The organism is Lentzea sokolovensis (assembly GCF_033949975.1).
GTDB lineage: Bacteria > Actinomycetota > Actinomycetes > Mycobacteriales > Pseudonocardiaceae > Lentzea > Lentzea sokolovensis.
Genome location: NZ_JAXAVU010000010.1, coordinates 453,961 through 466,669 on the forward strand (window position 1 = coordinate 453,961; position 12,709 = coordinate 466,669).

Annotated in this window: 9 protein-coding genes; 4 read left to right on the forward strand and 5 right to left on the reverse strand. The window is 69.6% G+C overall.

The features are described 5' to 3' along the window. Positions 1-30: 30 nt before the first annotated feature. Entirely contained in the window at positions 31-426 is a 396-nt protein-coding gene (locus SK854_RS24095) for a DUF3040 domain-containing protein (protein WP_093597478.1), read from the reverse strand. 282 nt (positions 427-708) lie between these two features. On the opposite strand from SK854_RS24095, the gene SK854_RS24100 reads away from it, so the two are divergent. Both SK854_RS24100 and SK854_RS24105 read left to right on the forward strand, forming a co-directional pair. Next, positions 709-1,215 carry a hypothetical protein gene (locus SK854_RS24100; RefSeq protein ID WP_319977355.1) on the forward strand — a complete coding sequence of 169 codons (507 nt, stop codon included), beginning with the start codon at positions 709-711 and terminating at the stop codon, positions 1,213-1,215. Then, positions 1,215-2,753 carry an alkaline phosphatase D family protein gene (locus SK854_RS24105; protein WP_319977356.1) on the forward strand — a complete coding sequence of 513 codons (1,539 nt, stop codon included), beginning with the start codon at positions 1,215-1,217 and terminating at the stop codon, positions 2,751-2,753. The genes SK854_RS24100 and SK854_RS24105 overlap by 1 nt, the downstream gene beginning before the upstream one ends. Positions 2,754-2,795: 42 nt before the next feature. On the opposite strand, the gene SK854_RS24110 is transcribed toward SK854_RS24105, so the two are convergent. Further along, positions 2,796-5,951 carry a S8 family serine peptidase gene (locus SK854_RS24110; protein ID WP_319977357.1) on the reverse strand — a complete coding sequence of 1,052 codons (3,156 nt, stop codon included), beginning with the start codon at positions 5,949-5,951 and terminating at the stop codon, positions 2,796-2,798. A gap of 270 nt (positions 5,952-6,221) precedes the next feature. On the opposite strand from SK854_RS24110, the gene SK854_RS24115 reads away from it, so the two are divergent. Together SK854_RS24115 and SK854_RS24120 are read left to right on the forward strand one after the other, a co-directional pair. Continuing rightward, a complete protein-coding gene (locus SK854_RS24115; RefSeq protein ID WP_319977358.1) occupies positions 6,222-7,727 on the forward strand; it encodes a M48 family metalloprotease in 1,506 nt (501 codons plus the stop codon). Between the two features lie 19 nt (positions 7,728-7,746). Beyond that, complete coding sequence (locus SK854_RS24120) at positions 7,747-8,847, forward strand: DUF4034 domain-containing protein (protein ID WP_319977359.1); 1,101 nt, start codon at positions 7,747-7,749, stop codon at positions 8,845-8,847. Positions 8,848-9,553: 706 nt separating this feature from the next. Here the strand turns inward: SK854_RS24120 and SK854_RS24125 are convergent. The 3 genes from SK854_RS24125 to SK854_RS24135 all read right to left on the reverse strand — a co-directional run bounded on the left by SK854_RS24125 (position 9,554) and on the right by SK854_RS24135 (position 12,703). Then, on the reverse strand, positions 9,554-10,210 hold the full coding sequence (locus SK854_RS24125) for a hypothetical protein (protein WP_319977360.1): 657 nt from the start codon (positions 10,208-10,210) through the stop codon (positions 9,554-9,556). An 85-nt stretch (positions 10,211-10,295) separates the two neighbouring features. Continuing rightward, positions 10,296-11,570, reverse strand: a complete 1,275-nt coding sequence (locus SK854_RS24130) for a DNA polymerase IV (protein WP_319977362.1) — start codon at positions 11,568-11,570, stop codon at positions 10,296-10,298. Positions 11,571-11,605: 35 nt separating this feature from the next. Next, positions 11,606-12,703 carry an amidohydrolase family protein gene (locus SK854_RS24135; protein ID WP_319977363.1) on the reverse strand — a complete coding sequence of 366 codons (1,098 nt, stop codon included), beginning with the start codon at positions 12,701-12,703 and terminating at the stop codon, positions 11,606-11,608. Between the last annotated feature and the right edge of the window lie 6 nt (positions 12,704-12,709).

Here is a 12,709-nt window from a genome sequence, read left to right on the forward strand (position 1 = left end):
GGCGGGCCCATCGTGGTGAGATCTGGTGGGTTACTGCTCTTCGTCGAAGCGGCGGCGGAAGCGCTCTTCCATCCGTTCGGAGAACGAGCTGCGGCTGCGCGCGGGCTTGCCGTCCTCCTGCGCTCCTTCGGCGACCTGGTCACCGCGACGCAGTGTCGTCAGGGTGATGAGCACACCGAAGAACATGAGCAGGAAGCCGAAGACGCTCACCACGGGGATGCTGGCGATCGCGAGCTGCGGGAGCATCACGCCGGTGATGAGCGCGGCCACACCGACCACGAACAACACGATGCCCTGCACACGGCGTCGCTTGGACGGCCGCCGCAACTTGGCGCCCCGTACGGTAGATGCGAACTTCGGGTCCTCGGCGTAGAGCGCGCGCTCGATCTGGTCGAGCAGTCGCTGCTCGTGCTCGGAGAGTGGCATCGTTCCTCCTCCGGCACAGCGGTCGCGGGCGCCGGGTGTTTTCGGTTTCCGCCGAACCCGGCGGACGACCCACCCTGGGGACGTCACCTTCCAGGATACGATCCGCGCGCCCCGGCGACTACCCAGTCGGCATTCTCATACGGTCTGTTCTGTCACCATCATCCTCCTGGGGCAGTGGTGAGGCCTTCGTGAGGCACTTTCCAGCCCCTTGTGGCCTTCCGTTCACACCTCGTTCGGCCTCGGGATCCGTCCGGGACAGCCCCGCTTGCTCGGATCAGCGCCATGACCGAACTCATCGTCAACGGCGCCGCCGAGCAGGGCCTGACCGGCTGGCTCGTCGTCGCGGGCGCCCCCGTCGCGCTGCGGTACGACGCGGGCCAGGGGTATCCGGGGCCAGGTGATCCCGGTCCGGCGCGGCGCGGCTCGTCGTTCTTCGGCGGCGGCGACACGCCACTGAGCACGCTGCGACAGAGCGTGACATTGCCGTGCGGGCCGTCTCAGTTCGCCGTGTCCTGCTGGCTCGGCGGCTACGCCGCGCAGCAGGACGGCGCCCGGCTGTCGGTCGAGTTCCTCGATTCCGGCGGCACACCGCGCGGTCTCGTGGTGCTCGGACCGGTGACGGCGGAGGAACGCTCCGGCCGCACGGGCCTGGTCGAGCGTTCGGTTCGAGGCACGGTGCCGCCGGGGAGCAGGACGGCGGTCGTGACGCTGCAGATGACCCGATCCGGTGGTGGTACGTCGAACGACGGCTACGCGGACAACATCTCGTTCACGGTGGAGGCCCGCTGATGCTGAACCGACGTGATCTCCTGCGCGCCGCTGCCGCCGCCGGCGCTCTCGGCACCGTGTGGCCGCTGTCGGCCGGCCTGTCCCCCGCGCAGGCGCACGCCGCCGCGCTCGATCTGGGCGCGTCGTGGGACGCGGCGCCGTTCTGCCTGGGCGTCGGATCCGGGGACCCGTTGCCGGACAGCGTGATCCTGTGGACGCGACTCGCTCCCGAACCGCTGGCGCACGAGCAGCCGTTGCCCGAGATCGTCGAGGTCGAGTGGTCGGTCGCACTGGATCGCACGATGCGTTCGCGCGTCGCGTGCGGGACCGTCGCGGCGTCGAACCTGTTGGGGCACAGCGTGCACGTGCCCGTGCACGGTCTCCGTCCCGGCCGCACCTACTACTACCAGTTCTCGGCTTTGGGCAAGCGTTCTCGCGTCGGCCGCACGCGCACGGCACCGGTCGGCCCGGTGTCCCGCGTCCGGTTCGCGACGGCGAACTGCCAGGCGTTCCACGACGGCTTCTACGCGGCACATCGCGGAATCGCGGCCGAGAACCTGGATTTCGTCGTGCACCTGGGCGACTACATCTACGAACACGGCCAGGTCGGCGGCACGCACGTGCGTGATCACGAGGGCCCCGCCGTGCTGTCCCTTGCGGACTACCGGCGCCGCCACGCCTTGTACAAGGGCGATCCGTCGCTGCGCGACGCCCATGCCGCCCATCCGTTCTTCCTGACCTGGGACGACCACGAGGTCGCCAACGACTACAGCGGAACCGACGGCTCGGCGCCGTTCGTGAAGCGCCGTGCCGCCGCCTACCAGGCCTGGTACGAGCACCTGCCGATCCGCGCTGGGAGCGCTCTCGAACCGCAGATCCATCGGCGCCGCCAGTGGGGCTCACTGCTCGACCTGACCGTGCTGGACCTGAGGCAGTACCGGTCCGCGCAGAACCTCGCCGACGGCACGATCCTGGGCGCCGAGCAGAAGAAGTGGCTGCTGGACGGCATTTCTTCCGCGCGAGAAGCGTGGCAGGTGTGGATCAACTCGATCATGCTGTCGCAGCTCGCCCGCACCGGTGGCGGCTACTACTTCACCGACCAGTGGGACGGCTTCCTGGCCGAACGCCGCGAGGTGCTCGGCCACGTCGCCGCGGAGGGCCTGAAGGACCTCGTCGTGCTGACCGGCGACTGGCACTCGGCGTTCGTGGACGACATCCGGCCGGACTTCGACGACCTGTCGTCGCCGGTGATCGGGACGGAGTTCACCGCGCACTCGGTCACGTCCGGTGCCTACTCGCCGGAGTGGAACGCGGTGAACGGGCCGGTGATGGGGGCGGCGAACCCGCATCTGAAGTACTTCGAGGGCAACAGGTACGGCTACGACGTGTACGAGGTGACGCCGCGGCGGTTCACCACGCACATGAAGGTGATCGGGGACCGGCGGGACGCGTCTTCGCCGGTGTCGACGCTGACCACGTTCCACGTCGATCGGGGGAAGGCCGGGAGTTACGAGGACCCGGCGACCGTCGGATCGCCCGCGCAGTACCGGCGTCCGTGACGGACGTGTGGGCGGGGTTTCGCCCCGCCCACACGTCTTCGGTCAGCTTGCGATCTTGTAGGCGTGGATGATCGTCACCTCGCCGGTGTTGCCCGCCGCGTCCGTGGTCTTGGCGCGCAACGAGGCGAACTTGGCGTTCTTCGGGTGGTGCACGATCGCCTTGTCGCCGGCGACCTGCACCTGCTTCCAGGTCGCGCCGTCGTCGTAGGACACCTCGACGGTGACGCGCTTGACCTTCGGCGTGTTCTGCGCCTGCTCGACCTTCAGCGGGACGAGCAGCACACGGCCGTGCGCGGTGTCCTTGTCGTCGAGCTTCGGCAGGAAGCGGACCACCGTGAGCGGGAGGTGCGTGATGTCGGTGGTGTGCTTGGCCTTGAAGGTCCAGGCACCGCTCACCTTGTTCGACAGCTCCGCGTCGCGGCTGTGTTCCATCTCGGCCCGGTAGGTGCCTTCCGCCGCCGGGACGTCGAAGATCGCGGTGGGACGGTCCTGCTCGCCGAGCTTGGTTCCGTTGTGGAACAACGAGGTCTTCGCCGTTCCGCCGCTGAACCTGCCCGCACCGCCGTTGCTGTCGGTGGAGAGCGGCACCCTGACGGCGATCTGGTCTTCGAGCCTCGCGAGGCCGAAACCGGGCGCCGACGGGACGGACGGGCCGATGATCGCGGCGCCGAACGTCTGCGAGTACTTCTTGCCGCCCTTGAAGGAACGGTTGGGCGTCTCGGTCGAGTACTCGTTGTTGTTGTCCGGGCCGACCCGGTCGTAGATCCAGCTCCACGTGCCGGTCACGGTCGAGACGAGGTCGATCGCACGACCGCCTTCCGGCACCTGGGTGAACCAGCCGAAGCCGCCGCTGCCGTCGACCGGGTTCGGCATGACGGCGATGCCGTGCTGACGGCCCTCACCGGCGTAGCGGAAGCTCGTCGTCATCTCGGCGAGTTCGTGCGCCTTGGCGGTGCGCTCGTAGCCGGTCGGCATGCCGTTCTCGGTGTACATCAGGCGATAGCTGACCGGGGTCTTCTCGTCGCGTGGTGTGCCCTGGAACTGCTCGGCGATCGTCGTGGAGAAGCCCGGCGCGGCCGGTCCGATCTGCGCGGTGGACACCTGGCCCGCCAGTCCGTCGAAGAACGCCCAGCCGTGGCCGAAGGTCCTGCCCGCGACCTGGGTGGAGTAGCCGATGGTGCCGATCATGCCCTTGGCCCCGGCGTCGGGGGTCTTGAGCGCGACCGGCTTGGCGTTGCGCGCGTCGATCGTGATCGACCCCTTGCCGGTCACCTGGAACTTCGGCTGCACCTGGAACGCGACCTTGAAGTCGGGGGTGATGATGCCGCTGTCCACGAGGTACTCGCCCTTGGGCAGGCGGACGTTCCTGGCCAGTCCCGGATAGGCCTTGCCGGTCTTGGTGTTGATGAAGACCGTGCTGTGGGACTCGGCCGGGTTGCCGTCGCTGCCCAGCACCGAGACAGCGGTGTCGTAGCTCTCGACCTCGCGGTTGACGCTCACGAGCGTGCGCAGGCCGTTCGACGCGACGATCGCGCCGCTGTAGGCACCGTCCGGCGCGTTCGCCTTGGTGTCAGCGGTGATCGTGGCCTTGGCCTCGCCGCCACCGGGGATCGTGATCTTCGCAGGAGACACGGTGAACAGACCGGCGGGCGAGGGCTTGCCGTCCGGTCCCTTGACGTCCACGCTCAGGTCGAGCGTGACGGGCTCCTTGCCGGGGTTGCGGTAGGTGACCTCGCGGACGACCTTCTGGTCGTCGTCGTGCGGCCACTGCTGCACCCCGAAGTTGATGTTCGCCGGTTCGGCGATCACCTGCTGTGCCAGCATCTTCGGCACGTCCACGCGACCGGTGCCCTGGTCGAACGCCGTCAGCGACGGGTTGGCCTTGGCCGACGCCATGATGGTCGCCTTGAGCCGTGCGCCGGTCCAGTCCGGGTGCTGCTGCTTGAGCAGCGCGACGACACCCGCGACGTGCGGCGTCGCCATGGAGGTGCCGGACATCGAGACGTGGCCCTGCGTGCCGGCCTCGGCCGCCACGATGTCGACGCCGGGCGCGGTGACGTCCGGCTTCACCGCACCGTCCGCGGCCGGGCCACGGCTGGAGAACGGCGCGATGCCGTCGTTGCGGTCCACCGCCCCGACGGTCAGCGCGGACTCGGCGCTACCGGGCGAGCCGATCGTCTCCGGGCTCCCGGAGTTGCCCGCCGCGATGACGAACAGCGCGCCGGTCTCCTGGGAGATCCGGTTGACGGCCTCCTCAAGAGGGTCGATCTCCGGGGTGTCACCTCCGCCCAGGCTCATGTTGATGACGTTCGCGCCCTGCTCGGCCGCCCACTGCATGCCGCCGAGGATCGCCGACTCGCTGCAGCCACCGGGCTGGCAGACCTTGCCGTCGAGGATCTCCGCGTCCGGCGCGACACCGCGATACTGCTCGCCCTTGCTGGCGATGGTCGACGCGACGTGCGTGCCGTGCCCGACCTCGTCGGTGTTGTCCGGCGAGTCGGTGAAGTTCTTCTCGGCGATCTGCCGGCCCTGCAGATCCGGGTGCTTCTCGTCGACGCCCGTGTCGAGCACCGCGACCTTCACGCCCTTGCCGGTGACACCCGCCTGCCAGGCCGCAGGCGCACCGATCTGCTTGGTGCTGCGGTCGAGCGACACCTTGCGGACGCCGTCCAGCCACACCTTCTCGACCGCACCACCGCGCAGCGACTCCCAGGCGCTGCCCGACTTCTCGACCGTGCCGGTCACCAGTCCGCTGACCGATCCCTTGGCCGCCAACGCCGTGACACCCGATCGCGCGCCCGCCGCCGGCCGCACGATCACAGGGACGGTGGTGCGACGCGAGTCGTCGTAACCGAACTCGGCCAACGACGTCACGTCGAACAACCTCGGGTCGAGCTTTCCGCTGTCCACCAACGCGATCGCGTCCGCGGGCACCACGTGCTGATGCCCGTCCCGCGTGAAGGTGCGCACCGGAAGCCTGCCCCGCCCCGGACCCGGCACGACCCGCACGACGCGGTCTCCCGCCAGCTCCACACGGTCACCGGTGATCAGCGTGACGCTCCGGTCCCCCTGCCCCGATGACTGCTCGCCCGCGTGCGCGACGGCCGTCGTCCCCGTGATCGTTCCGGTGGTGACGAGGCCTGCCGACAACGCGAGCGCGGTGATCCCCCGACGGGCACCTCGCTGTCCTGCTCTCACTGGTCTACCTCCAGCGCTAGATGAGGTGTTGCGTCAGTGACCGTAGGGACACCGAGCGTTACCCCACCTCCATCTGAAGGCCGGAGCTGCAGAGGCGGATGTCATCCCGCAGAGGTACGCGGACTGGCCGATCGGCTGGTTGACACACCTCCTGTCGTTTCGGGCCGACCGTCATTTCGGGATTGAGTCGTGACCGTGCTTTCGTGCACACTTCGTGCTGCCGTCATCTGGGGGCGGCGCCGGGGGCTTTGGGGGAAGGTCGCTCTACTCATGCGTGTTTCATTGCGTGCTGCCATTTCGGTCGCACTGCTCGTCGGTTTCTACGTCCTCGCCTTCGGGTTGATCGGCGGCCTGCTCGCGCTGGAGACCTACGCCCTGATCGAGCGGCCGTTCGTCGGCGTGAAGCTGGCGCTGTTCGTCGTGCCCGCGGTGTACGCGCTGGCCAAGGGCTTGATCTCGCTGGAGCGCCGCGACCGCGATGAGGTGCCAGGCATCCTCGTCACGCCCGAGGAGCAGCCCGCGCTCTGGGACCTCGTCCGCCGCCTGGCCGCCGACGCGGGCACCCACCCACCGGACGAGATCCGGATCCTCGCCGCGGTGAACGCCGGTGTCGCCGAGGACACCCGTTTCCTGGGTCTGCGCGTGCTCAAGCGCAGGATGTTCATCGGCGCGCCCTTGCTCACCTCGTTGACCGAGAAGCAACTCATCGCCGTGCTCGCCCACGAACTCGGGCACTACGCCTACAAGGACACGCGCCTCGCCGGTGTCGTCGTCTCGGGCCGTGACGCCGTGCTGCGCGCCGGTTCCCACATGAACGCCGGGCAGTGGTTCCAGCGCATGATCGCCAAACTGTTCCGCGGCTACGCCAAGCTGTACCTCCTTGTCTCCCAGTCGATCAGCCGCCGTCAGGAGTTCGCCGCCGACCGCCTCGCCGCCACCCTCGCGGGTTCGTCCGCCGCCGCGTCCGCACTGCGCGAACTGCCGGTGATCGACGCCGCGTGGAACCTCTTCACCAACCGGCACCTGACCGTCGCGTGGGAGCTCGGCTACCTGCCCGCGACGTTCTTCGACGGCTTCGCCCGCCTGCGCACCTCCCCCGAACTCCACGAGGAGCTGGAGGAGATCCGCCAGCACCCGCACGATCCGGACCGCGGCCCGTACGACTCGCACCCGCCGCTGGGGGACCGCATCACCGCGATCGAGGCACTCGGCCTCGAACCCGAGTCGGGCTGGGGCGACCGCCCGGCACTGGAACTGCTCGCCGACCCGATGCCGTTGCTGGACGCGGCCGTGCTCAGCACCCTGGTGTCCGACGCCGCCGAGAAGGAACGCGTCGACTGGGCCACGCTCGGCCACATCGGCGCCCGAGCCCGCGTCGTGCGCGGCACCCAGCGGCTGCTGGAAACGTCAGCGGTCAAGATGAACCAGCGCCCGTCACTGACCACCGTGCTCGACGCGCTGGACGCCGGCCACCTCGCCGACCTCGGCACTCACCTGCCGGGCAACTCCGGCGCCGGTGCCCGAGCCCGCCGCGAGATGGCCCGCGGCGAAGTGCTGCCCGAGCTGTCCGCGTTGGTGGCACTGGCCTTCTCCGACGCGGGCCTCGCCCGCTGGGAGCTCGACTGGCTGGGACGGACCACGTTCGTCACCTCCTCTCACGACTTCGACATGGCCGAACACCTGGACGCCGCGGTCGCCGACCACGGCAGCACCGAAGGCCTGCGCGCCGCGCTGGCCGTAGCCGGTGTGGCCCCCGACTACCGCCCCGCGCACTGAACGTTCAGGAGAAAAGCCCGTGGTGCTCTCACTTCTCTTCAAGCCCAAGGAACTCATCACCGTCATCCGCCTCATGCGCGAGGCGAAGCGGCTGGGCGTGGAGATCGACGAACTCCCTTCCGACGTAGTCGCGGCACACGTCCTGCCCAAAACGCACCCCGAGCGCTACGGCCTCGTTCCCGACGCCGAGGTGACCACCACGTCGCCGATCGAGGACCTGGCCCTCGCCGCCGTGAAGGACGACGTCCGCGCCGGCAACTGGGAGAACGCCGCCGACCTGGTCACCGCCACCCACGGCGACTGGGACCGCCGCCAGCGCGTGGTGTGGGCCCTGGCCGACCTCGCCGCCAAGGACGACGCCTGGATGGACGCCTGGCAGACCGCCCGTCCCGGCGACCCGCACTGGATCGTGGTGCACGCGATGTCCCTGGTCGCCCTGGCCTGGGACATCCGCGGCAGCGCCACCTCCTCCCAGACCACCCGCGAACAGTTCGAGGGCTTCCACCGAGTCCTGTTCGAGGCGCGCGAGGCCGCCGGCATCGCCGCCACCGTGCTGCCGGACGACCCGACACCGTGGAACACGCTGCTGACGCTCGCCCGCGGCCTGCAGGTGGACCACGACGAGTTCCGCGCGATCTGGACGGAACTCGTGTCGCGCGATCCCCTGCACCACAACGGACACTCGCAGGCTCTGCAGTACTGGTGCCGCAAGTGGCACGGCTCCGACGAGGAAGCCCTGGCGTTCGCTCTCGAGGCGGCGGCCAAGTCGCCCAAGTTCCTGGCCCTGCCGCTGCGCGCCGCTTACGAGGCGGAGAGCACCTCGCCGGACATGTGGAAGTCGCCTGCGGTCGTGGGTTCCCTGGACGCGCTGCTGGCACGGCTCGCGGACGAGGGTGCCGACACTTATGCGCTTCGGGATGACCGCGGGTATGCGATCTACGCATTACTTGAGCTGCAACGGTTCGAGGAAGCCGTGGGACAGTTCCGGGCTTTGGGGGCGTTGGCGGACGCGGGGCCGTGGGACTACTTCTCGGAGCCTCGGTTGAAGTTCCTGAGCTTGCGCGGGATCGCGGTCAAGGCGGCGGCCAAGGGCAAGGGGGTCAAGGCTCCGGTTCGGTAGGGATGGCTCGATCCTTTCGTTGGGGTGGTTGGGTTCTCGGGCCGGGCCGGGCCGGGCCAGGCCAGGCCGGGCCGGGCTAGGTCAGGCCGGGCCGAGCTAGGTCAGGCCGGGCCGAGCTAGGTCAGGCCGGGCCGAGCCGGGCCAAGCCAAGCCGGGCCAAGCCGGGCCGGGCCAAGCCGGGCTGGGCCGGGCCAGGCCAGGCCAGGCCGAGCCGAGCCAGGCCAGGCCAGGCCGAGCCGGGCCAAGCCAAGCCGGGCCAAGCCGGGCCGAGCCGAGCCAGGCCAGGCCGAGCCGAGCCGGGCCAGGCCGAGCCAGGCCAGGCCGAGCCAGGCCAGGCCGAGCCGAGCCAGGCCAGGCCGAGCCGAGCCAGGCCAGGCCGAGCCGAGCCAGGCCAGGCCGAGCCGAGCCAGGCCAGGCCGAGCCAGGCCAGGCCAGGCCGAGCCAGGCCGGAACGGAACGGGATTGCTGGCCCGGTTTGAGGTCGGGTTGAGGGCTGCGTTCGGCGGCCAGGTTGCTGGAACGACCGGGGACCTCCGCCGTTACAGGTTGGTGCGGATCGGGTGGCGGGTGACCGCCAGGCCGGCCGGCTGATGGTCGGCCAGGCGGGTCGGCGGCTGTCAGGCCGGGTCGGTGGCCTGGGCGTGGGCAGGTCGGGCAGCGTGTCGCCGCGGCGTGGACCGGCCCGAATGCCTTGTGGGCATGAGCGTCAGCCGATCGGTAGTGGGGTTCGGGCCTGCGGGACCGCGAGCGGGCGGTCCATCACGGCCAGTTCCAGTTGGCGGGCCGGGGAGTCGCCCAGCAGCTTGCGGGCCAGGGTGGTGCCCTTGCGCGGGGCCATGGCCAGTTCGGCTCGCAGGGCTTGGATGCCCACGTAGTGCGACACCTCGTCGAGGATGGCCTTGGTGTCCGGGATCGAGCGGGTGCGGCGGATCGCGTCCACGGCGGCGCGTTCCAGGGGCGCGACGTGGAAGCCCCTGCGCAGGGCCGGTTTGGGTAGGCGGTCCGTTCGTTCCAGGTGCAGGGTGGCGTGGCCCCAGGCTCTGGAATGGCGTGGGGCCAGGACGTGGATCGCGTCCGCCGCCGGCAGGACGGACCTCATGCCGTGCAGGTAGAGGGCGTCGAACGCGGTGAGCATGGCGCCCTCGCCCGCGTAGAGGAGGGCCGCCTGCACCAGTTGTTCGCGGGACGGGCCTGCCCTGGACAGCAGGAAGATGGTCGGGAACAGGCGTTGCCAGGGCCCGCCCGGGCGGGAGCGTTGGTCGATCAGGGACGAGGACAGTCCTATGTGGATCAGGGCTGCGACCGGGGCTACTCGGTGGACGAAGAGGGTGCCCAGGGCTTCCAGGTCGATGGGGTGGCGCATGGGTCAATGGTGCGGCTGGGAAGAGGTGGGGAGTCTGGGGTGAGCGCAACCTGTGGACAACTTCGAGGTTGTGGACAAGTCGCGATCACTCGGGCTTCGGTTCGAACTCCGCTGCCCTTTCCGGACTCTCGCGCAGCAGCGAGGCGGGCCGCACAGCCAGTGAGCCGAAGCGGGAACGGGCCTGGTCAGCGGCTTGCTCGGCTTCGCGCCAGCCGCGTTCCGGGGCGTCGAAGATCAGTTGCTGGGCGGAGTCGGCGTTGTCAAGACCCTCTATTCGGACGCCGATCAGACGGACCGCGCCGGGTGGGGTCTGGGTGTCCAGCAGCTCCGCGGCGATCCGGTAGACCTCCTGCGTCACGTCCGTCGCCACCGGTAGCGTGCGCGAGCGGGTGATCGTCGTGAAGTCCGAGAAGCGGACCTTGATCGACACGGTTCGGCCGAGCAAACCCTTGGCGCGCAACGAACCCGTCGAACGCTCGGAGAGCCGCAGCAGTTCACGGCGCAGCAGCGTGCGGTCCGTGACGTCGACCTCGAAGGTCTCCTCGGCGCCGATCGACTTCTCCCGCGACACCGGCACCACCGCGCGTTCGTCGACCCCGGCGGCCAGAGCGAAGAGGTGCTCCGCCAACGCCACACCGATCTTGCGGCGCAGGCGCGGGAGAGGCATCGCGGCGACGTCGGCGACGGTCCCCAGGCCCAGTTCCTCCAGACGCGCGGCGGTTTTGGCGCCGACGCCCCACAACGCGGAGACCGGCAGCGGGTGCAGAAAGTCCAAGGACGCGGAGTGAGGCACGACCATCATGCCGTCGGGCTTGCACATGCCCGAGGCGAGCTTCGCGAGGAACTTCGTCGAGGCGACACCGACGGAACAACTCACGCCATGAGCCGCGAACACGCGAGACCTGATCAACTCCCCCACACCACCGGGTGTCAGGCCGAGCCGGCGAAGCGCACCACCGACGTCGAGGAACGCCTCGTCCAAGGACAACGGCTCCACCAGCGGCGTGATGTCGCGGAAGATCGCCATGACCCCGCGCGAGACCTCTTGGTAGAGATCGAACTGCGGCGGCAGGTACACGGCATGAGGCGCCAAACGGCGAGCATGCGCGGTGGGCATCGCGGAACGCACACCGTACTCACGCGCGAGGTAGTTGGCGGAACACACGACACCACGCCCGCCGACGCCCCCGACGACGACCGGTACGGATTCGAGCTCAGGGCGTTCGCGGATCTCCACTGACGCGTAGAAGGCGTCCATGTCGACGTGCAGCATCCGGCAGCCCGTGTCGTCAGGCCAGACGCCGTCACGCGCACGGAACCGGTCGACCAGGCCGCGTGGCAGGTTCGCACTGCGACCCATGAACACCCCTCTCGAACGTCAGTTCGAGGCAAATCCTACAGTTCGTACACGCGCGCCGCGTTCTCCGACGCGATGAGCCGTGCGATCCGGTGCGCGTCCTCCTCGGCGAAGGCATCGCGCCGCAGCCCATCGGCCAGGAAGTCCGACAACGCGCGCCGGAACAGCAACGCGCCGAGGTAGTACAACTCGGGCAGAGCGAACGCGTCGGACGAGAACAGGAACTTCCCGTACGGCACGATCTCCAACGCTTCCGCGAACACGCGCGACGCCTGATGCCCCAGTCCGTGCGTCGCCAGCCCGAGGTCGCAGAACACGTGCGGGAACACCTGGGCGAGATACCCGGCCTGACGGTGGAACGGGTAGTTGTGCAGCAGCAACACCGGCACGCCCAGCCCCGCGGTCGCGCGCAGGAACGGCGTCAGCAACGAAGGATCGCAGCGGTGCAGGTCGATGTCCGAATCCCCGTAGCCGACGTGGAACTGCAACGGCAGCCCGGCGTCCAACGCCTCCCAAGCCAGCCACGTGATCACCACCGGGTCCTCCAGCCGCCCCGCCGACCAGGCCGACACCGCCCGCTCCACGTCCGCGTCGGCGGGGCGCACGCCCGAGAGACCCAACCCGATCCGGTACGCCGCAACGGACTTCGCCCCCACCGCTGAAGACGACGCGAGCCGGGACCGAACGGCCACCAGAAACTCCGAGGGGGACAGCGACGGCCGCAAGGTCTCCGCCAGCACCTCCAGCCGCACGATCTCGTGCGCGACACCCCCGCCCAGCCCGGCCAGCTCCTCCGCCGACAACAACCGCTCCGGCTGGAACCCGCCGTCCACCAGGAACGTGTGGATCCCGGACGCCATCAGGAACGTCCGCGACACCTCGGCGATGTGCAGCGAGTTGCGCCGTTCGAGGTACTCCTCGGCCGGCGCGTGCCGGGGCAGGTCCAGCAACGGGGCGCACCACCTCCGCACCGCGAACCCGATCGCCGAGTCGAAGAACGACCCGCCCAGCGGAGAGACCGCATCGGCCTCCAGCAACAGCGACTCGAACTCCGGGCGCGTGCTGTCGACCCGCAGCACACCGTGGCAGTGGTGATCTATCAGCCCGAGTTCGGCGACGAACGGCAAGATGCCCATAACCTT

Excerpts from the sequence above, each read along its gene's own strand:
- SK854_RS24100 (WP_319977355.1), top strand. The coding sequence starts at position 709 with ATGACCGAACTCATCGTCAACGGCGCCGCCGAGCAGGGCCTGACCGGC.
- SK854_RS24115 (WP_319977358.1), top strand. The coding sequence starts at position 6,222 with ATGCGTGTTTCATTGCGTGCTGCCATTTCGGTCGCACTGCTCGTCGGT.
- SK854_RS24125 (WP_319977360.1), bottom strand. The coding sequence starts at position 10,210 with ATGCGCCACCCCATCGACCTGGAAGCCCTGGGCACCCTCTTCGTCCAC.
- SK854_RS24130 (WP_319977362.1), bottom strand. The coding sequence starts at position 11,570 with ATGGGTCGCAGTGCGAACCTGCCACGCGGCCTGGTCGACCGGTTCCGT.
- SK854_RS24105 (WP_319977356.1), top strand. The coding sequence starts at position 1,215 with ATGCTGAACCGACGTGATCTCCTGCGCGCCGCTGCCGCCGCCGGCGCT.
- SK854_RS24095 (WP_093597478.1), bottom strand. The coding sequence starts at position 426 with ATGCCACTCTCCGAGCACGAGCAGCGACTGCTCGACCAGATCGAGCGC.
- SK854_RS24135 (WP_319977363.1), bottom strand. The coding sequence starts at position 12,703 with ATGGGCATCTTGCCGTTCGTCGCCGAACTCGGGCTGATAGATCACCAC.